The sequence below is a fragment of the Streptococcus mitis genome (assembly GCF_026782895.1).
Classification (GTDB): domain Bacteria; phylum Bacillota; class Bacilli; order Lactobacillales; family Streptococcaceae; genus Streptococcus; species Streptococcus mitis_CB.
In genome coordinates this window covers 516196-535059 of sequence record NZ_JAKUXJ010000004.1, presented here as the reverse complement: position 1 = coordinate 535059, position 18864 = coordinate 516196, and the positions used below count along the sequence as shown (strand labels likewise).

General features: G+C 39.9%; 17 protein-coding genes, 1 tRNA gene and 1 riboswitch. Of the genes, 13 read left to right on the top strand and 5 right to left on the bottom strand.

Annotation, left to right across the window (positions count from 1 at the left end):
- Together MK480_RS06950 and MK480_RS06945 are read left to right on the top strand one after the other, a co-directional pair.
- Positions 1-1272 (top strand): pneumococcal-type histidine triad protein (locus MK480_RS06950; protein ID WP_268707408.1); only part of this gene is annotated, 1272 nt, incomplete at its 5' end.
- 241 nt (positions 1273-1513) lie between these two features.
- On the top strand, positions 1514-5281 hold the full coding sequence (locus MK480_RS06945; RefSeq protein WP_268707407.1) for a pneumococcal-type histidine triad protein: 3768 nt from the start codon (positions 1514-1516) through the stop codon (positions 5279-5281).
- 35 nt (positions 5282-5316) lie between these two features.
- Here MK480_RS06945 and pepT read toward each other — a convergent pair whose 3' ends face one another.
- Positions 5317-6540: a peptidase T gene (gene pepT / locus MK480_RS06940; RefSeq protein ID WP_268707406.1), complete on the bottom strand. Its 1224-nt coding sequence runs from the start codon at positions 6538-6540 to the stop codon at positions 5317-5319.
- Positions 6541-6693: 153 nt separating this feature from the next.
- Between pepT and hemH the strand changes: the two genes are divergently transcribed.
- Positions 6694-7788, top strand: a complete 1095-nt coding sequence (gene hemH, locus MK480_RS06935) for a ferrochelatase (protein WP_268707405.1) — start codon at positions 6694-6696, stop codon at positions 7786-7788.
- Positions 7789-7828: 40 nt separating this feature from the next.
- Here the strand turns inward: hemH and mscL are convergent, their stop codons facing one another.
- Together mscL and MK480_RS06925 are read right to left on the bottom strand one after the other, a co-directional pair.
- Entirely contained in the window at positions 7829-8209 is a 381-nt protein-coding gene (gene mscL / locus MK480_RS06930; protein WP_268707404.1) for a large conductance mechanosensitive channel protein MscL, read from the bottom strand.
- 72 nt (positions 8210-8281) lie between these two features.
- The gene (locus tag MK480_RS06925; protein ID WP_268707403.1) at positions 8282-8725 is read right to left on the bottom strand and encodes a GtrA family protein; all 444 of its coding nucleotides are present in this window, start codon (positions 8723-8725) and stop codon (positions 8282-8284) included.
- A gap of 28 nt (positions 8726-8753) precedes the next feature.
- Positions 8754-8850, top strand: a riboswitch (PreQ1 riboswitch).
- Here MK480_RS06925 and MK480_RS06920 point away from each other — a divergent pair.
- The 4 genes from MK480_RS06920 to dapA all read left to right on the top strand — a co-directional run bounded on the left by MK480_RS06920 (position 8848) and on the right by dapA (position 12171).
- Positions 8848-9357 carry a QueT transporter family protein gene (locus MK480_RS06920; RefSeq protein ID WP_000737072.1) on the top strand — a complete coding sequence of 170 codons (510 nt, stop codon included), beginning with the start codon at positions 8848-8850 and terminating at the stop codon, positions 9355-9357. It overlaps the preceding riboswitch by 3 nt.
- Positions 9358-9456: 99 nt before the next feature.
- Positions 9457-9529: transfer RNA gene (locus MK480_RS06915), tRNA-Thr, on the top strand.
- Between the two features lie 574 nt (positions 9530-10103).
- Entirely contained in the window at positions 10104-11180 is a 1077-nt protein-coding gene (locus MK480_RS06910) for an aspartate-semialdehyde dehydrogenase (protein ID WP_000542462.1), read from the top strand.
- 55 nt (positions 11181-11235) lie between these two features.
- Positions 11236-12171: a 4-hydroxy-tetrahydrodipicolinate synthase gene (gene dapA / locus MK480_RS06905; protein ID WP_000121611.1), complete on the top strand. Its 936-nt coding sequence runs from the start codon at positions 11236-11238 to the stop codon at positions 12169-12171.
- A 45-nt stretch (positions 12172-12216) separates the two neighbouring features.
- On the opposite strand, the gene mnmE is transcribed toward dapA, so the two are convergent.
- Both mnmE and MK480_RS06895 read right to left on the bottom strand, forming a co-directional pair.
- Positions 12217-13590, bottom strand: a complete 1374-nt coding sequence (gene mnmE, locus MK480_RS06900) for a tRNA uridine-5-carboxymethylaminomethyl(34) synthesis GTPase MnmE (RefSeq protein ID WP_261037225.1) — start codon at positions 13588-13590, stop codon at positions 12217-12219.
- Positions 13591-13727: 137 nt separating this feature from the next.
- Positions 13728-13910 (bottom strand): 4-oxalocrotonate tautomerase, encoded by a 183-nt coding sequence (locus MK480_RS06895; protein WP_001117398.1) that lies wholly within the window; start codon positions 13908-13910, stop codon positions 13728-13730.
- Positions 13911-14033: 123 nt separating this feature from the next.
- On the opposite strand from MK480_RS06895, the gene MK480_RS06890 reads away from it, so the two are divergent.
- Genes MK480_RS06890 through glyA form a run of 6 tightly spaced genes read left to right on the top strand, consistent with a single transcriptional unit; the run spans position 14034 to position 18861 of the window.
- Complete coding sequence (locus MK480_RS06890; RefSeq protein WP_020902848.1) at positions 14034-14624, top strand: thymidine kinase; 591 nt, start codon at positions 14034-14036, stop codon at positions 14622-14624.
- Positions 14621-15700, top strand: a complete 1080-nt coding sequence (prfA, locus tag MK480_RS06885) for a peptide chain release factor 1 (RefSeq protein ID WP_001028815.1) — start codon at positions 14621-14623, stop codon at positions 15698-15700. Before MK480_RS06890 ends, prfA begins: the two co-directional genes overlap by 4 nt.
- Positions 15700-16536, top strand: coding sequence for a peptide chain release factor N(5)-glutamine methyltransferase (gene prmC, locus MK480_RS06880; protein WP_268707402.1), 837 nt, complete (start codon positions 15700-15702; stop codon positions 16534-16536). Before prfA ends, prmC begins: the two co-directional genes overlap by 1 nt.
- Entirely contained in the window at positions 16520-17122 is a 603-nt protein-coding gene (locus MK480_RS06875; protein ID WP_268707401.1) for an L-threonylcarbamoyladenylate synthase, read from the top strand. Before prmC ends, MK480_RS06875 begins: the two co-directional genes overlap by 17 nt.
- 1 nt (position 17123) lies before the next feature.
- Positions 17124-17555 carry a GNAT family N-acetyltransferase gene (locus MK480_RS06870; RefSeq protein WP_049493844.1) on the top strand — a complete coding sequence of 144 codons (432 nt, stop codon included), beginning with the start codon at positions 17124-17126 and terminating at the stop codon, positions 17553-17555.
- A gap of 49 nt (positions 17556-17604) precedes the next feature.
- Positions 17605-18861, top strand: a complete 1257-nt coding sequence (glyA, locus tag MK480_RS06865; protein WP_268707400.1) for a serine hydroxymethyltransferase — start codon at positions 17605-17607, stop codon at positions 18859-18861.
- Positions 18862-18864 lie beyond the last annotated feature (3 nt).

Genomic DNA, 18864 nt, shown 5'->3' with positions numbered 1-18864 from the left:
GCTAAAGACTTAGCCAAGGATAAGATTGATGCTATTGAAAATCTCTTGTCTAAGAAAACTCAAGAGACACATGCTCTAGTTGCGAAGAAAGAAAATGTTGCTCTTCGGGACCAAGAATTTTATGATAAAGCTTATAATTTGTTGATCGAGGCTCATAAAGCCTTGTCCGAAAATAAGGGGCGAATTGCTGATTTCCAAGCCTTAGACAAATTAGCAGAACGCTTGAATGATGAATCAACTAATAAAGGAAAATTGGTTGACGATTTATTGACATTTCTAGCACCAATCACCCACCCAGAGCGACTTGGCAAACCAAATTCTCAGATTGCATATACAGACGATGAAATTAAATTAGCGAAATTAGCAGGCAAGTACACAACAGAAGATGGTTATATTTTTGATACTCATGATATTACCAGTGATGAGGGAGATGCCTATATAACTCCACATATGACCCATAGTCATTGGATTAAGAAAGAGAGCTTGTCTGAAGCTGAAAGAGCGGCAGCCCAGGCTTATGCTAAAGAGAAAGGTTTGACCCCTCCTTCAACAGATAATCAGGGTTCAGGAAATACTGAGGTTAAAGGAGTAGAAGCAATCTATAATAAAGTGAAAGCAGCTAAGAAGGTTCCACTTGTTCACATTCCTTACAATCTCCAACATACTGTTGAAGTTAAAAATGGTAGCTTAATTATACCTCATTACGACCATTACCATAACATTAAATTTGGTTGGTTTGACGAAGGACTCTATGAAGCACCTAAGGGTTATAGCCTTGAGGATCTCTTTGCGACTGTAAAATATTATGTTGAACATCCTGAAGAACGTCCTCACTCAGATAATGGTTGGGGAAATGCCAGCGACCATGTTCGTAAAAATAAGGCAGACAAAGACAGTAAATCTGATGAAGATAAGGAAGATCATCATGAATCAGACGAGTCAACCCGTCCTGAATCCAATGAAAAAGAAAATCATACAGGTTCAACCCCTTCAGTAGATAATCTTTATAAACCGAGCACTGATGAAGACGAGACAGGAGAAGTATCTAAAGATACAACAGACGATGCTGAAGTACCTCAAGTAGAAACCGAAAAAGTAGAAGCCAAACTCAAAGAAGTAGAAGCTCTACTTGATACAATAACCGATGCTAGTTTGAAAGACAATGTGGCAGAGAGTCTAGCTGGTTTACGAAATAACTTGAACCTGCAAACCATGGATAATAATGGTATCATGGCAGAAGCAGAAAAGTTGCTTGCTTTGTTAAAAAGGTAGTGAGTCAGTTACGACGAAATCAGAAGTATAAACTTTATACTATAAATCAAAATGATGTAAGAGTCAGTAGCAATACTGGCTTTTATTTTTTAAAATGATATAAAAATCTTGACAGATAAACTTAAAAAAGGTAAACTATTTACTGGTTAATTAAATGGTTAAATAACCAGTTTAGAAAAACTGTTTAACCGAGAAAAAGAAGTTAAGAAATAGCTTCATCATTTATTGAAATGAGGGATTTATGAAATTCAGTAAAAAGTATATTGCAGCTGGATCAGCTGTTATCGTATCCTTGAGTCTTTGCGCCTATGCACTGAACCAGCATCGCTCGCAGGAAAATAAGGACAATAATCGTGTCTCTTATGTGGATGGTAGCCAGTCAAGTCAGAAAACTGAAAACCTGAAACCAGATCAGGTCAGTCAAAAAGAAGGAATTCAGGCTGAGCAAATTGTTATCAAAATTACAGATCAGGGCTATGTGACGTCACACGGTGATCACTATCATTACTATAATGGGAAAGTTCCTTATGATGCGATTTTCAGTGAAGAACTTTTGATGAAGGATGCTAATTATCAACTTAAAGACGCTGATATTGTCAATGAGGTCAAGGGTGGTTATATCATCAAGGTCGATGGAAAATATTATGTCTACCTGAAAGATGCAGCTCATGCTGATAATGTTCGAACCAAGGATGAAATCAATCGTCAAAAACAAGAACACATCAAAGATAATGAGAAGGTCAGCTCTGATGTTGCTGTAGCAAGGTCTCAGGGACGCTATACGACAGATGATGGTTATGTCTTTAATCCAGCTGATATTATCGAAGATACGGGTGATGCTTATATCGTTCCTCATGGAGGTCACTATCACTATATTCCAAAAAGTGATTTGTCTTCTAGTGAGTTAGCAGCAGCAAAAGCTCATTTAGCTGGCAAAAATACGCAACCAAGTCAGTTAAGCTATTCTTCAACAGCTAGTGATAATGACACGCAATCTGTAGCACAAGGCTCAACTAGCAAGCCAGAAAGCAAAGTTGAAAATCTCCAAAGTCTATTGAAAGAACTCTACGATTCACCTAGCGACAAACGTTACAGTGAATCAGATGGTTTAGTCTTTGACCCTGCTAAGATTATCAGTCGTACACCAAATGGTGTTGCGATTCCGCATGGTGATCATTATCACTTTATTCCTTACAGCAAGCTCTCTCCTTTAGAAGAAAAGATTGCTAGAATGGTGCCTATCGGTGGAACTGGTTCTACGGTCTCTACAAATGAAAAACCTCATGGAGTAGCGTCTAGTCTAGGAAGTCTTCCAAGCAGTCCATCTACTTTGAATCATCCTTCCTTGCTTACAAATAAGGCTATCTCTTCAACATCTGATGGTTATATCTTTAATCCTAAAGATATTGTCGAAGAAACTGCTACAGCTTATATTGTAAGACATGGCGATCATTTCCATTACATTCCTAAGGCGAACCAAATTGGTCAACCGACTCTTCCAAACAATGGCCTAACAACACCTTCGCCATCTCTTCCAATCAATCCTGGTGTTTCACATGAGGAACATGAAGAAGGTGGACACGGCTTTGATGCTAATCGTATTATTGCGGAAGATGAATCAGGATTTATCATGAGTCATGGTGACCACAATCATTACTTCTTCAAGAAGGATTTGACACCTGAGCAAATCAAGGCCGCACAAGACCACTTGAAAGGGGCAAATACAGCAACACCAAATCCAGCTCATGATGATGAACACGATAAAGATAATCACGATCACCATCATGGTGAAGACCATGATCACGGTTTTGATGCTAATCGTGTCATAAGTGAGGATGATCAAGGCTTTATTATGAGTCATGGTGATCATAACCATTACTTCTTCAAGAAGGATTTGACTGCTGATCAAATCAAGGCAGCGCAAGACCACTTGAAAGGGGCAAATACAGCAACACCAAATCCAGCTCATGATGACGATCACGATGAAGATCATCATGGACACCATCATGATGAAGACCATGATCACGGTTTTGATGCCGATCGTGTCATAAGTGAGGATGATCAAGGATTTGTCATGAGTCATGGTGATCATAATCATTACTTCTTCAAGAAAGATTTGACAGCAGAGCAAATTAAGGCCGCACAGGATCATCTGAAAACACATCATGATGCAGAACCTGTAAAACCTCTTGCTAAAACAGTAGAGTCTTTCTCAAGAGATGCTAGCGATGAAGAAAAAATTGCTTATATTTCTAAAACATACGGAGTTCCACTTGAAGCGATTAGAATTTCAAACGGATTCTTTGTTTTTGGAAATCCAGACCAAGCCTACGATCCAACTCATATCCACCCATATGCTGTTCGTAAGGAACATGTGCGTCTTCCGCTACAAACTGGCAATCCAGAACTTGATTTCCTAAATGAACTCTATACCACTGCTTTGCGAGATGGTGTGTCTCCTTATAGCTTACAGGTAGAAAATGGTAGTTTTGTGATTCCTCATGGCGATCACAATCACTACATCAAGGTTCAAACTAAGGGATATGAAGTGGCTTTGAAAAACAAGATTCCAGCCCTACAATCCAATTATCAACCTGGAGCTTTTGATGAGAAGGCAGTCTTGGAAAAAGTAGATCAACTTCTAGCTGATAGCAGAAGTATCTACAAAGACAAGCCTATCGAACAAAGACAGATTGAGTTAGCTTTAGGCCAGTTTACTGAAAACATGAAGAAACTGGCAACTAACTCTACAGCAGGTTATCTTGCAACCCTTGATCTCTTTGATAAGCAATATATCCATATTGATGAAAGTGTCAAACCTGTTGAAACCAGTGCTCTAGATAAGAAATATCAAGCCTTGATTGATAAAATCAATACACTGGATACAGACACTTTTGGACTTCCAAAGAAAGACCTTCTCGTTCGACTCCAAGAAGCTAAGTTGGCAAAAGATGAGGCTGGTTTAGCAGCGGTTGAATCACAACTTCAAGCCTTGCAAGACTTTAATGACCGAACAGGTGTTACAACTGTAGAATACATCAAGTACTTCTACGAACACGTAAATGACGGTCGTTTGAGTGATGAACTTCGAAACAAAGTAGCTCAGTTGACTTGGACTTTGTATCAATCTCAATCCTTCCTTAAGGCAGCAGAATTGAACAAATTATTCCCAAGTATATATCAGGCAAAACAAGAAGTGGAAGAAGCGTTGAAAGCTCAGCCAACTACTGCGAAATCAAGTCAGACAGTTCTAGATACTGAAAAAGTTGATAATCAAAGTGCCAAGACAGCTATTTATGGCTTCTTGAAAGAATTGTATGGAGACTTTATGCCTGAAGAGCATGTCAATCATGTTAGCAAGGAAGAGGTAGAAAGCCTCTTGAGCAAGGCACATCAACTCTTGGAACAAATCCAAGAAGAAGGAATCAGACAATCCTTGGCAGAAGAAGTAGAAAATCTCAAAGTTGCTACAAACAAGGCTGATGCAGACTTGGATGAAGTAAATAGTCAGGTAAAAGATATCTTGACTCGTATCGCTAGCGCTCTTCAACAAGAAAAGGAAAATGCTGAGCAAGATCCTCAGACACTTGTACTCTATCAAAAACTTTACGATATCCTCATGTCACTTCACGCATACTTAGAAAACAATAAGGGTTCTGATGCGGACTTTGATAAGGTGGATGCTCTACTAGATCAACTTTCTGCTAAGAGTAAAGATAAAGCTGCTTTACTTGAATTGACAAAAGCTATTCTAGTCTTGAATCAAGAAATCAAGTCAAAATCAAGCGCAAGTGAAGAAGCAACTCCAGCAACAAATACTGAAGCAAATGGTGAGAACACCAGTGCTGAGAACCGACCAAGCGTAGCTGCAGAATCTAATAGTGAAACAGCAAGTGACGAAAACAAACCAAGCAACACAACAGATTCTAAACCTGCTGAATCATCTTCAGAAAAGGAAATAACAGAATCTACAACAAGTACTGGAAATCAAGAAAAACCAGCAGAATAAACAGAAAGGCGAAGTAGCTGAGCTACCTCGTCTTTTTAGTCTTTATAAGCTACGATACCAATGATGGTATCAACTGCACGTTCCATGGTCTGAAGGCTGACGTATTCAAATCGTCCATGCATATTTTCTCCACCCGCAAAGATATTTGGAGTTGGGATTCCCATAAAGGAAATCTTAGAGCCGTCTGTCCCTCCACGGATTGGTTCGATTATAGGAGTGATACCCAAATCTTCCATAACGGCTTTAGCAATGGTAATTGGAGTCATATCTTTTTCAATGACTTCTTTCATATTGTAGTACTGATCTGTTAGGGTGAGAGTAACACGATTGTTACCAAGCTCTTGATTCATCTTATCAGCGATAGACTGCATAGCTGCTTTACGAGATTCAAAGGCATCCTTTTCAAAGTCTCGGATGATGTAGCTTGAACGAGCCTCTTCGACAGACCCTGTTATATCCATCAGATGGTAGAAACCTTGGTAACCCTCTGTCAGTTCAGGACGGTCAGTTTCAGGGAGTTGATTATGGAAATCAATTGCTAATTGCAGAGCATTTACCATCTGTCCCTTTGCAGTACCAGGGTGGACATTGCGCCCTTGGAAATGCAATTCAGCACCAGCTGCTGAAAAAGTCTCGTATTGAAGTTCACCTAGTGGTCCGCCATCAACAGTGTAGGCAAAATCTACATCAAAATCTTCTGCATCAAATTTATTAGCACCAACACCAATTTCCTCATCTGGACCAAAACCAACACGAATTTCACAGTGTTTGATTTCAGGGTGAGCAGTTAGATATTCAATAGCAGTCATAATTTCAGCAATCCCTGACTTATCATCAGCACCTAGTAAGGTTGTTCCATCGGTTGTGATGAGGGTTTGTCCTGGATATTTCTCAAGACTCTTGAAGTCAGCTGGATCCAGTTTAAAACCAGAATTCCCTAGTTCAATCACACCCCCATCGTAGTTTTCAATTACCTGAGGCTTGACCCCTTCGGCATTAAAATCAGCAGTATCCATGTGGGAGATGAAACCAATTTTACGTGTTAAAGATGGATCATTGGCTGGCAAGGTACCAATCGCAAAACCATTTGGAAGGTAGTAGACGTTTTGCAGTCCAACACGTTTCATTTCAGGGATAAGAACATTTGTTGCGAAGTCAACCTGACTCTGCGTACTTGGAGTAGTAGTAGAGTGTTCATCAGAGCGCGTGTTGACCTTAACATAGGTTAAGAAACGTTCCAAGAGATTTGGGTAAGTCATAAAAAACTCCTTTTGAATTTATTTTTTTCCATTGTATCATAGAAAGAAGAGAAAAACAAAAACAGAAGAGTGAGAATATCACTATCTTGGCGTTTACTTATTAGTAGATAAATGATAAAATAAAATTGATAAAAACATCACAAGGAAGTAGTTATGAAAAAAGCAATTTTAATGATGACCTTCGGTTCGCCAGAAGAGATTACCTTTGAAGGTGTAGCTGATTTTTTCACAAATATTCGTCGTGGAGTGAGACCTCAAGACCACGAGATTCAAACCCTCTATGATAATTATGTACTTATTGGAGGTACGCCTCTGCAAAGAATTACTCGTGAAGAGGTTGCCTTAGTAGAAGCTAGACTGGGGAATGAGTATAGTGTCTATTTTGCCAATAAATTTTCCAAACCTTTTATTCCAGATGTGATTGGTCAGATGGAAGCAGACGGCATTGAACAGTGTATTTGCTTGATTTTGGAGCCTCATTATTCTTTCTATTCTGTCATGGGCTATGAGAAATTTTTAGAAAGCAAACAAATTCAATTTTTGGTCATTAAGGACTGGTATCAAGAAGAAGCTCTCTTAAACTATTGGGCAGATGAAATTGATAAGATTTTAAAAGAAGAAGTAAAGCAGGATAGCTTTAAAGTCATCTTTTCAGCCCACAGTGTGCCCATTTTTGCCTTGGATTTTGGTGACCCATATATTGACCAAATTTTCGAAAATAGCCAGCTAGTCGCTGAAAAATTGGGCTTGAATTCAGAACAATATACCAACACTTGGCAGAGTGAAAGTGATATCGGTATCCCATGGATTAAACCAGATGTTTTGGAGTATCTCAGAGAACAGAAAGAACATCCAGACCATTATATTTTTGTACCAATCAGTTTTATTAGTGAGCATATTGAAGTCTTGTTTGACAACGATGTAGAATGTTATGACTTGTGTCAAGAATTTGGGGTGAACTACCATCGTCCACCAATGCCAAATACGGATTCTCGTTTGATTGATGCTTTGGTCAATACAGTTAGAGCCAATGAAAATCAAGAATTTAAGGAATTTCTTCCAGAAGAAGAAACCTTTGATGAGTTAGTTCCTTCAGATGAGACGAAAAACATTTTGGCCGAATCTCAAGATTTACAAATGCCAGAATTTGTGAAAAAACTGATTGAGAAAAAAGGTCGTGAAAATGTTAAGATGCCTTATCTGATCAAGAAAATGCTTGAGAAAGCAGGTAAGTTACCGAAAGAGTAAAGAAAAAGGATTTAGCTTTGTGCTAGATCCTTTTAATCGATTATTTTTTTTCAAGAAGAGCTTTGATTTCTTGAAGTACTTCCAACTCAGTTGGAGCAGCTGGAGCTTCCTCTGTAACTTCTTCTTTCTTAGTAAGGCTTTGAGCTTTTTCCATAGCTTTAATAACAAAGAAGAGGACAGTACCTACAACAAGGAAGTTGATAATAGCACTCAAGAATTTACCATATGTAACACCATTCCATGCAAGCTCAGCGATGTTTTGTACTTTCGCAGCTTTCAAGGCTGGATTCAATAGAAGAGGAGTGATGATATCATTAACAAAAGAAGTAACGATAGCACCAAAAGCAGAGGCAATTATCACACCGACAGCAAGGTCAACAACATTACCACGAAGCAAAAATGCTTTAAGATCTTTTAACATTTTCATTTTCCCTTTCAAAAAATTTTTACTCTTAATTATATATTAATTAAGAAGAGCATGCAAGATATATGCTCAAAAATTTTCTATTTTTTTAAAAACAAAAACCTTACTAAAAATGTAATTGAGGATAATTATCAAGAATTGTGAAATAACGGTTTCAATACTATTAACCTTGTCTATATTATTATTAACAAATTGTCCGATAATATTAGGAAACTGTGTCACAAAGAAAAATGTTAAAAACATGTCTAAAAGGAAAGTAGAGAGACGTGCTATAGTAAATTTTACTAAACGGCTTGGCCAATTCTGCCTAACTTGCTTAAATACAAGTCGATCATTTGTAATAAATGCAAATAGGATACCGATACTATTTGCTAGTCCAGTAGCAAGCAGTTCTTTATGGGTTAATTGATAAATGACTAATCGGGATAGAATGGAGACAAGAGTAGTTGCTATACCAAAAAAGAGATAGGCTAAGAGCTCATTCTCGAAGAGACTTTGAATGCGTTTTTTCATACTTTTAGTATAGCATAAAGCAAGTTATTGTGCTATACTAGTAAGGTTGATTGAATCAACCCTTGGTGCTTAGCTTCTTTCACCAAGCATATTACACGCGGGCAACCGCCAAAGGAGAAAAGATGAAAAAATTAACTATTCGTGATGTTGCAGATATTGCAATCGTTGCTGCTATCTATGTCGTTTTAACTGTCACACCACCCTTAAATGCTATTAGCTATGGTGCTTATCAGTTCCGTATTTCAGAAATGATGAACTTTATGGCTTTTTACAATCCAAAGTACATTATCGGAGTTACTATCGGTTGTATGATTGCTAATTTCTTTAGCTTCGGACTGCTAGATGTCTTTGTTGGTGGTGGATCAACCCTAGTATTCCTTAGTCTAGGTGTTTGGCTTTTTGCAAAATACAGCAAAGATTACCTCTTTAATGGATTAATTCGAAAAGATCATTTCTTCTTTTCAATCCTCTTTTCAATTTCCATGTTTACTATCGCTGCAGAGTTGAATATCGTAGCGCAATTACCATTTTTCCTTACTTGGTTCACAACAGGGATTGGTGAATTTGCCTCATTAATTATTGGTGCGATTATCATTGGTAAAATTGGTCGTCGAATTGATTTAAGCAAATAGACGAAGAGAAGCTAGGTGGCTCTTACCTGGCTTTTTCTTATGGAAAATTTCTAAGGAAACTTGACAAGTTTTTCTAACTATAGTATACTTCTTAAGTAAGCTGATTTAGCTCAGTTGGCAGAGCGCATCCATGGTAAGGATGAGGTCGCCGGTTCAATCCCGGCAATTAGCATAAAGTAGACAGAAAAGCCCTTGATTTACAGGGGTTTTTGTTATGTCTACCCCAAATTTTTCAAGGATATTTCTTATTCAGCTGTGTAAATGAAACTAACACTCAATGATAATCAAAAAGCAAACTAGGAAGCTAGCCGCAGATTGCTCAAAGCACTGCTTTGAGGTTGTAGATAAGACTGACGAAGTCAGCTCAAAACATGTTTTTGAGGTTGTAGATGAAACTGATGAAGTCAGTAACCATACCTACGGTAAGGCGACGCTGACGAAGTTTGAAGAAGTATAAAGAGTTTCGCTTGTTGACAAAAGTGCTTCTCTTTAGTAGAATAGTAGGTGCGATGAGTCGATAGGTAGTCTTCGGACTACTATTGAGCATAAGGAGGTCATAACGCAGGAGCGGACCTTGATGAGTTGTGTGAACCTGCTCATCACATGAAGATGCCTCTTAGTCCCTAGTCTAGCGACTGGGGATTTTTATTTTCCAAAAAATGATGAAAAAGCTTTGCAATTCACGGAAAAAGTAGTATAATACATCTATTATAGAAATTTTTAGAAAATTCCGAAAGAGGTTATTTATGGGATATACAGTTGCTGTAGTCGGCGCGACAGGTGCTGTCGGAGCTCAGATGATAAAAATGTTGGAAGAATCAACACTTCCAATCGATAAAATTCGTTTACTTGCTTCTGCACGTTCAGCAGGCAAGACTTTGAAGTTTAAAGATCAAGATATTACGATTGAAGAAACAACTGAAACAGCTTTTGAAGGAGTTGATATTGCTCTTTTTTCAGCAGGTGGTTCTACATCAGCTAAATATGCACCATACGCAGTTAAAGCTGGAGCGGTAGTAGTAGATAATACATCTTACTTCCGTCAAAATCCAGATGTTCCTTTGGTTGTTCCAGAGGTCAATGCTCACGCACTTGATGCCCACAACGGGATTATTGCTTGCCCTAACTGTTCAACAATCCAAATGATGGTGGCTCTTGAGCCAGTTCGCCAAAAATGGGGCTTGGACCGTATCATTGTTTCAACTTACCAAGCAGTTTCAGGTGCTGGTATGGGAGCAATTCTTGAGACACAACGTGAACTTCGTGAAGTCTTGAATGATGGAGTGAAACCACGTGATTTACATGCCGAAATCTTGCCTTCAGGTGGAGACAAGAAACATTATCCTATCGCCTTCAATGCTCTTCCACAAATCGATGTCTTCACTGACAATGATTACACTTACGAAGAGATGAAGATGACTAAGGAAACTAAGAAAATTATGGAAGATGATAGCATTGCAGTATCTGCAACGTGTGTGCGTATTCCAGTCTTGTCAGCTCACTCTGAGTCTGTTTACATCGAAACAAAAGAAGTGGCTCCAATCGAAGAAGTAAAAGCAGCTATCGCAGCTTTCCCAGGTGCTGTCCTTGAAGATGATGTGGCTCATCAAATCTATCCTCAAGCCATTAATGCAGTGGGTTCACGTGATACCTTTGTTGGTCGTATCCGTAAAGACTTGGATGCAGAAAAAGGAATTCACATGTGGGTTGTTTCAGATAACCTGCTCAAAGGTGCTGCTTGGAACTCAGTTCAGATTGCTGAAACTCTTCATGAACGTGGCTTGGTTCGTCCAACAGCTGAATTGAAATTTGAATTAAAATAGTCATATCGTTTAGGAGTTCAGATGAACTCCTTCTTTGAAATAGAGAGGTGTTTTCATGTCTTATCAAGATTTAAAAGAGTGTAAAATCATCACAGCCTTTATTACCCCCTTCCATGAGGATGGTTCCATCAATTTTGATGCCATTCCAGCCTTAATTGAGCATTTATTAGCGCATCATACGGATGGAATTCTTCTCGCAGGGACCACTGCTGAGAGTCCAACCTTGACCCATGATGAGGAGTTGGAACTGTTTGCGGCTGTACAAAAGATTGTCAATGGACGTGTGCCTTTGATTGCGGGTGTGGGTACCAATGATACGCGTGACTCTATCGAGTTTGTCAAAGAAGTAGCAGAATTTGGTGGTTTCGCAGCTGGGCTTGCTATTGTTCCTTACTACAACAAACCTTCTCAAGAAGGGATGTATCAGCACTTTAAAGCCATTGCAGATGCTTCTGACCTGCCAATTATTATCTATAACATTCCAGGACGTGTGGTTGTTGAATTAACTCCAGAAACTATGCTTCGTTTGGCTAACCATCCAAATATCATTGGTGTCAAAGAATGTACTAGCTTGGCTAATATGGCTTATTTGATTGAACACAAGCCAGAGGAGTTCTTGATTTATACAGGTGAGGATGGAGATGCTTTCCATGCCATGAACCTTGGTGCTGACGGGGTTATTTCTGTTGCCTCTCATACAAATGGGGATGAAATGCACGAGATGTTTACTGCCATTGCAGAAAGCGATATGAAGAAAGCCGCAGCTATTCAACGTAAATTCATTCCTAAGGTCAATGCCCTCTTCTCTTATCCAAGTCCTGCTCCAGTTAAGGCCGTTCTTAACTATATGGGATTTGAAGCTGGACCAACTCGTCTACCTCTTGTTCCAGCAACAGAAGAAGATGCCAAACGTATTATCAAGGTTGTTGTAGATGGTGACTACGAAGCGACTAAGGCAACTGTAACAGGTGTCTTAAGACCAGATTACTAATAATTACAATAAAATCCATGACCGAAACAACGATCATGGATTTTCCTATTTTCCTAAACAGAATTGGCTAAAGAGTTGGGTGATGAGTTCATCTGGAGCAGCATCCCCAGTGATTTCTCCTAGGATTTCCCAAGTACGAGTTAAATCCACTTGAAGTAAATCAACTGGCATACCTAGTTCAAGACCTTCATTAACAGCTTGTAGGCTTTCAACAGCCTTCTCAATTAGGGAAATGTGACGGGCATTAGACAAGTAGGTAGCATCTTGCTCAACCAAACCAGCATTTTCAAAGAAGAGGTTGTTAATACGTTCTTCAATCTTATCAATATTTTGGTTTTTAAGGACTGAAATACGAATAACGTCTTCAGGTAGTTCCGAAGTTTCAATCGCTTCAGGCAGGTCGGTTTTATTAAGAAGAATAATACGGTTTGTATCTTGGCTAATCTCAAGAAGTTGTCGGTCTTGGGTAGTTAATGACTCGCTAGCGTTTAGCACTAGCAGAACCAAGTCAGCTTCCTTAAGGGCTTTTTTTGAACGCTCAACACCGATTTGTTCAACGATATCATCCGTTTCACGAATACCAGCTGTGTCAATCAATTTTAGAGGAACACCGTTGATGTTGACGTATTCTTCGATAACATCTCGAGTAGTACCAGCAATATCGGTTACGATTGCCTTGTCTTCACGCAAGAGGTTGTTGAGAAGGCTTGATTTCCCAACGTTAGGACGGCCGATGATAGCTGTTGAAATTCCCTCACGGAGGATTTTACCGCGACGGGCTGTCCTAAGGAGATTGGTTAGCAATTGCTCAAACTTCATAGTCTTATCACGGACAACGGCAGTAGTGGCTTCCTCAACATCGTCATACTCAGGATAATCAATATTAACCTCGACTTGGGCAAGAGTATTGAGGATTTCTTGACGGGTATTATTAATCAGCTCAGAAAGGGAACCGTCTAATTGTTTAACTGCAATGTTCATAGCCTTGTCTGTCTTAGCACGGATGATGTCCATAACGGCCTCAGCCTGCGTCAAATCTACGCGACCGTTTAGGAAGGCACGTTTAGTAAATTCACCAGGTTCAGCCAATCGAGCTCCTTCACGAATCGCTAGTTGTAATATTTCATTAGTGACTGCAATCCCACCGTGAGTGTTAATCTCGATAATATCTTCACGAGTGAAGGTCTTTGGAGATTTCATAGCCCCAACCATAACCTCGTCCATGACTTTTCCTGTCTGAGGGTCAACGATGTGACCGTAGTTGAGAGTGTGGCTGGCAACCTTGTTAAAGTCTTTTCCTTTAAAAATCTTTTGCGCAATAGCAAAACTTTCTGTTCCGCTCAGGCGGACAATACCAATAGCCCCTTCACCTAGTGGAGTAGAGATAGCAGCGATGGTATCAAATTCACGTGTAATCATAATATTTCCTTTAATTAATAGCTCTTTTCTTGGAAATTTTCCCAAGTCTCTTTTCAAATTGTAACAAATTTAGGCTATTTCTTCAATGGATGCTACTTGGAGATTGAAAAAGCCTAAGCAATTCTGCTTAAGCTAGATTATTTGGTGCGCATTTCACCTTGAGGGAAGTAAGTTCCTTCTGGCATGTCGTTGATGATGACATGGACAGCAGATTGAGGTGCTCCAGTGTTACGGATAACAGCTTCCGTCACTTCCTTAGCAAGAGCTTTCTTTTGCTCGAGCGTGCGTCCTTCAAATAAATCGATGCGTACAAATGGCATAATAGCTTCCTCCACTAGTTTTGGATTTCTTCTATTTTACCACATTTTGCCGTTTAAAGCTTAAGAAAATTATGATATACTAGAATGTAGCAAAAATTTAGAAATGGACGTGAAGCAAGAAACATGGCACAGTTGTATTATCGTTATGGGACCATGAACTCTGGTAAAACGATTGAGATTCTCAAGGTGGCCTATAACTATGAGGAGCAAGGAAAAGGTGTTGTGATTATGACCTCGGCTCTGGATACGCGTGACGGTGTTGGCTATGTGTCGAGTCGTATTGGCATGAAACGCCCTGCCATTGCGATTGAGGAAACAACTGATATCTTCGGCTATATCCGAGACCTATCAGAAAAACCTTACTGTGTGTTGGTTGATGAAGCCCAGTTTCTTAAACGTCATCATGTTTATGATCTAGCTCGTGTTGTTGATGAGTTAGATATACCCGTCATGGCTTTTGGTTTGAAAAATGATTTTCGCAATGAACTGTTCGAAGGTTCCAAGTATCTCTTGCTTTTAGCAGATAAGATTGATGAAATCAAGACCATTTGTCAGTATTGCAAGAAAAAGGCGACCATGGTGTTGCGTACTCAGGATGGACTGCCCGTTTACGATGGAGAACAGATCCAGATTGGTGGTAATGAAACCTATATCTCAGTTTGTCGTAAACATTATTTTGCGCCTGAAATCAATAAGGAGAATGAAGAAAAATGAACATCTATGATCAACTACAAGCTGTAGAAGACCGTTATGAAGAATTAGGAGAATTGCTAAGTGACCCGGATGTCGTTTCAGACACCAAACGTTTTATGGAGCTTTCAAAAGAAGAGGCTTCAACTCGTGACACAGTAACAGCCTACCGTGAGTACAAACAAGTACTTCAAAACATCGTTGATGCCGAAGAGATGATTAAGGAATCAGGCGGAGATGCAGATTTGGAAGAAATGGCTAAGCAAGAGCTGAAAGATGCCAAGGCTGAAAAAGAAGAATACGAAGAAAAACTAAAAATCTTGCTCCTTCCAAAGGATCCAAACGATGATAAGAACATCATCCTTGAAATCCGTGGCGCCGCTGGTGGAGACGAAGCAGCACTTTTCGCTGGAGATTTGCTAACCATGTACCAAAAGTATGCTGAAGCCCAAGGCTGGCGCTTTGAAGTTATGGAAGCTTCTATGAATGGTGTCGGTGGTTTCAAAGAAGTCGTTGCCATGGTTTCAGGTCAATCTGTTTACTCTAAACTCAAGTACGAATCTGGTGCCCACCGTGTGCAACGTGTCCCTGTGACAGAAAGCCAAGGCCGTGTTCATACTTCAACAGCAACAGTTCTTGTCATGCCTGAAGTCGAAGAAGTAGAATACGATATTGATCCAAAAGACCTTCGTGTCGATATCTATCACGCCTCTGGTGCTGGTGGACAGAACGTCAATAAGGTTGCGACTGCTGTTCGTATCGTTCACTTGCCAACCAATATCAAGGTTGAGATGCAGGAAGAACGTACCCAGCAGAAGAACCGTGAGAAGGCCATGAAAATCATTCGTGCGCGTGTTGCTGACCACTTTGCTCAGATTGCACAAGATGAACAAGACGCTGAGCGTAAGTCAACAATCGGTACTGGTGACCGTTCAGAACGAATTCGTACTTATAACTTCCCACAAAACCGTGTTACAGACCACCGTATTGGATTGACCCTTCAAAAACTAGATACCATTTTGTCTGGTAAATTGGATGAAGTCGTGGATGCCTTGGTGCTCTATGATCAAACACAAAAATTAGAAGAATTAAACAAATAATGAAATTAGCTCAATTATTTTCAGATTTTGAAGAAGAGTTGATAAGACAAGGAGAGGAAGCTGAAAGCCTCTCTTTTGTCTATCGTAGCCTGAAAAATCTTTCTTTTACAGATTTTGTCTTTGCCCTCCAGCAAGAGGTAAACAAGGAAGAAAAACAATTTGTAAAAGGAATTTTCCAACAGTTAGCAGCTCATAAACCAGCCCAGTACATCATTGGACAGACAGATTTTTATGGAATGCAGTTAACAGTTGATGAGCGAGTATTGATCCCTCGTCCAGAAACAGAGGAGTTGGTGGGGCTTATTCTGGCTGAAAATCCTGAGACGAATCTTTCAGTTCTGGATATTGGAACAGGTAGTGGAGCTATTGCTCTCGCTCTAGCAAAAAACAGACCAGATTGGTCAGTGACAGCAGCAGATATTTCCCAAGATGCTTTAGATTTAGCTAACGAAAATGCTAAAAATCAAAATCTTCAAATATTTTTAAAAAAATCTGACTGTTTTACAGAAATTTCTGAAAAATATGATATAATTGTTTCCAATCCACCCTATATCTCTCGTGAAGATGAGTCAGAGGTCGGTTTGAATGTTTTGCATTCGGAACCTCATCTAGCTCTCTTTGCAGACGAGGATGGCCTAGCTATTTACTGTAGAATTGCGGAAGATGCAAAAGACTATCTCAAAGATGGTGGTAAGATTTACCTTGAAATTGGATACAAGCAAGGTCAAAGTGTTCCTGAACTTTTTAGGAAACATCTTCCTGAAAAACGAGTACGAACGCTCAAGGACCAGTTTGGTCAAGATAGGATGGTTGTAATTGATGATGGACAGGATTAGACAAGAGTTGGAAAATGGTGGAGCGGTCGTTCTACCTACTGAGACGGTTTACGGTCTCTTTGCCAAGGCTCTAGACGAAAAAGCAGTTGACCATGTTTACCAGCTCAAACGTCGTCCAAGAGACAAGGCGCTTAACCTCAATATCGCCTCTCTAGAGGACATCTTTCACTTTTCTAAGAATCAGCCAACTTATCTTCAAAAACTTGTAGAGACCTTTTTACCAGGTCCCTTGACCATTATCCTTGAAGCCAATGACCGAGTTCCCTATTGGGTCAATTCTGGTCTTGCAACTGTTGGATTTCGGATGCCTAGTCATCCCATTACCCTTGATTTGATTCGAGAGACAGGTCCCTTGATTGGGCCGTCTGCTAATATCTCAGGTCATGCAAGTGGAGTGACCTTTGCTCAAATTCTAGAGGATTTTGACCAAGAGGTTTTGGGGCTAGAAGACGATCCTTTTCTAACTGGACAGGATTCAACTATTTTGGATTTGTCTGGAGACAAGGTGAAAATCTTACGCCAAGGGGCGATTAAGCGAGAAGATATCCTTGCTCGGTTGCCAGAGATTGCTTTTGAGGAGGCATGAGATGCTAAGAAATTTAAGAGAAACTGATGTGAAAGCTATATGTAACATTAACCAAGAAGCTTTGGGCTATTCTTTTAGTCTAGAGGAGACAGCTAGTCAACTAACTAGATTATCTCAAGATGAACATCATTTCCTACTTGGTTATGAGGATGAAGACAGTCATGTCTTACTTGGCTATGTCCACGCTGAGGTTTACGAATCCCTCTATTCCAAAGCAGGATTTAATATCTTAGCCTTAGCAGTTTCACCTCAAGCACAAGGTCAAGGTATTGGTAAAAGCTTATTGCAAGGGTTGGAGCAAGAAGCAAAAAGACGCGGCTATGGGTTTATCCGCTTAAACTCTGCCGATCATCGTCTGGGTGCTCATGCATTTTATGAAAAAGTTGGTTATACTTGTGATAAAGTGCAGAAACGGTTTATTCGCATCTTTTAGTTTATTTTCTTAGACTAAAGGACCTGTCATACAATAAAGGAGAAGACCTATGATTTTTGACAAAGATGATTTTAAAGCATACGATGCTGAACTCTGGAATGCTATTGCCAAAGAAGAGGAACGCCAACAAAACAATATTGAATTGATTGCTTCGGAAAACGTAGTTTCCAAGGCTGTCATGGCAGCTCAAGGGTCTATCTTGACGAATAAATACGCCGAAGGCTACCCAGGACGCCGTTATTATGGTGGAACAGATGTAGTAGACGTAGTAGAAAGTCTAGCCATTGAACGTGCAAAAGAAATTTTCGGTGCTAAATTCGCCAATGTCCAACCTCACTCAGGAAGCCAAGCCAACTGTGCTGCTTACATGGCCTTGATTGAGCCTGGCGATACGGTTATGGGAATGGATTTGGCTGCAGGTGGTCACTTGACTCATGGGGCTCCTGTTAGCTTCTCAGGTCAAACCTACAACTTTGTTTCTTATAGTGTTGATCCTGAAACGGAACTCTTAGACTTTGATGCTATCTTGAAACAAGCCCAAGAAGTCAAACCAAAACTGATTGTAGCAGGTGCTTCAGCCTATTCTCAAATTATCGACTTTTCAAAATTCCGTGAAATTGCGGATGCTGTGGGTGCGAAGCTCATGGTAGACATGGCCCATATCGCTGGTTTGGTTGCTGCTGGTCTTCACCCAAGTCCAGTACCATACGCTCATATCACCACAACAACGACCCACAAAACCCTTCGTGGACCTCGTGGTGGTTTGATTTTAACTAATGATGAAGAACTTGCTAAGAAAATCAATTCAGCTATTTTCCCAGGTATTCAGGGTGGTCCTTTGGAGCATGTTGTTGCTGCTAAGGCAGTTTCCTTCAAAGAAGTTTTGGATCCAGACTTCAAGGAATATGCTGCCAATGTTATCAAGAACAGCAAGACTATGGCAGATGTCTTCTTGCAAGACCCTGATTTCCGTATCATTTCTGGAGGAACTGAAAACCACCTCTTCCTAGTGGATGTGACTAAGGTTGTAGAAAACGGAAAAGTTGCTCAAAACTTGCTGGATGAAGTCAATATTACCCTAAATAAAAACTCAATTCCTTACGAAACCTTGTCACCATTCAAGACAAGTGGTATTCGTATCGGAGCAGCAGCCATTACTGCTCGTGGATTTGGTGAAGAAGAAAGTCGCAAAGTGGCTAAGCTCATCATTAAAACCCTCAAGAATGCAGAAAATGAAGCTGTCTTAGAAGAAGTGAGAAGTGCAGTTAAAGAATTAACAGATGCCTTCCCATTATACGAGGACTAATAC

What these genes read in the sequence shown, in the direction of transcription:
- MK480_RS06910 (WP_000542462.1), top strand. Translation starts at nt 10,104, where the DNA reads ATGGGATATACAGTTGCTGTAGTCGGCGCGACAGGTGCTGTCGGAGCT.
- MK480_RS06875 (WP_268707401.1), top strand. Translation starts at nt 16,520, where the DNA reads ATGATGGACAGGATTAGACAAGAGTTGGAAAATGGTGGAGCGGTCGTT.
- MK480_RS06945 (WP_268707407.1), top strand. Translation starts at nt 1,514, where the DNA reads ATGAAATTCAGTAAAAAGTATATTGCAGCTGGATCAGCTGTTATCGTA.
- MK480_RS06870 (WP_049493844.1), top strand. Translation starts at nt 17,124, where the DNA reads ATGCTAAGAAATTTAAGAGAAACTGATGTGAAAGCTATATGTAACATT.
- hemH (WP_268707405.1), top strand. Translation starts at nt 6,694, where the DNA reads ATGAAAAAAGCAATTTTAATGATGACCTTCGGTTCGCCAGAAGAGATT.
- prfA (WP_001028815.1), top strand. Translation starts at nt 14,621, where the DNA reads ATGAACATCTATGATCAACTACAAGCTGTAGAAGACCGTTATGAAGAA.
- glyA (WP_268707400.1), top strand. Translation starts at nt 17,605, where the DNA reads ATGATTTTTGACAAAGATGATTTTAAAGCATACGATGCTGAACTCTGG.
- mscL (WP_268707404.1), bottom strand. Translation starts at nt 8,209, where the DNA reads ATGTTAAAAGATCTTAAAGCATTTTTGCTTCGTGGTAATGTTGTTGAC.
- mnmE (WP_261037225.1), bottom strand. Translation starts at nt 13,590, where the DNA reads ATGATTACACGTGAATTTGATACCATCGCTGCTATCTCTACTCCACTA.
- pepT (WP_268707406.1), bottom strand. Translation starts at nt 6,540, where the DNA reads ATGACTTACCCAAATCTCTTGGAACGTTTCTTAACCTATGTTAAGGTC.
- MK480_RS06895 (WP_001117398.1), bottom strand. Translation starts at nt 13,910, where the DNA reads ATGCCATTTGTACGCATCGATTTATTTGAAGGACGCACGCTCGAGCAA.
- prmC (WP_268707402.1), top strand. Translation starts at nt 15,700, where the DNA reads ATGAAATTAGCTCAATTATTTTCAGATTTTGAAGAAGAGTTGATAAGA.
- MK480_RS06925 (WP_268707403.1), bottom strand. Translation starts at nt 8,725, where the DNA reads ATGAAAAAACGCATTCAAAGTCTCTTCGAGAATGAGCTCTTAGCCTAT.
- MK480_RS06920 (WP_000737072.1), top strand. Translation starts at nt 8,848, where the DNA reads ATGAAAAAATTAACTATTCGTGATGTTGCAGATATTGCAATCGTTGCT.
- dapA (WP_000121611.1), top strand. Translation starts at nt 11,236, where the DNA reads ATGTCTTATCAAGATTTAAAAGAGTGTAAAATCATCACAGCCTTTATT.
- MK480_RS06890 (WP_020902848.1), top strand. Translation starts at nt 14,034, where the DNA reads ATGGCACAGTTGTATTATCGTTATGGGACCATGAACTCTGGTAAAACG.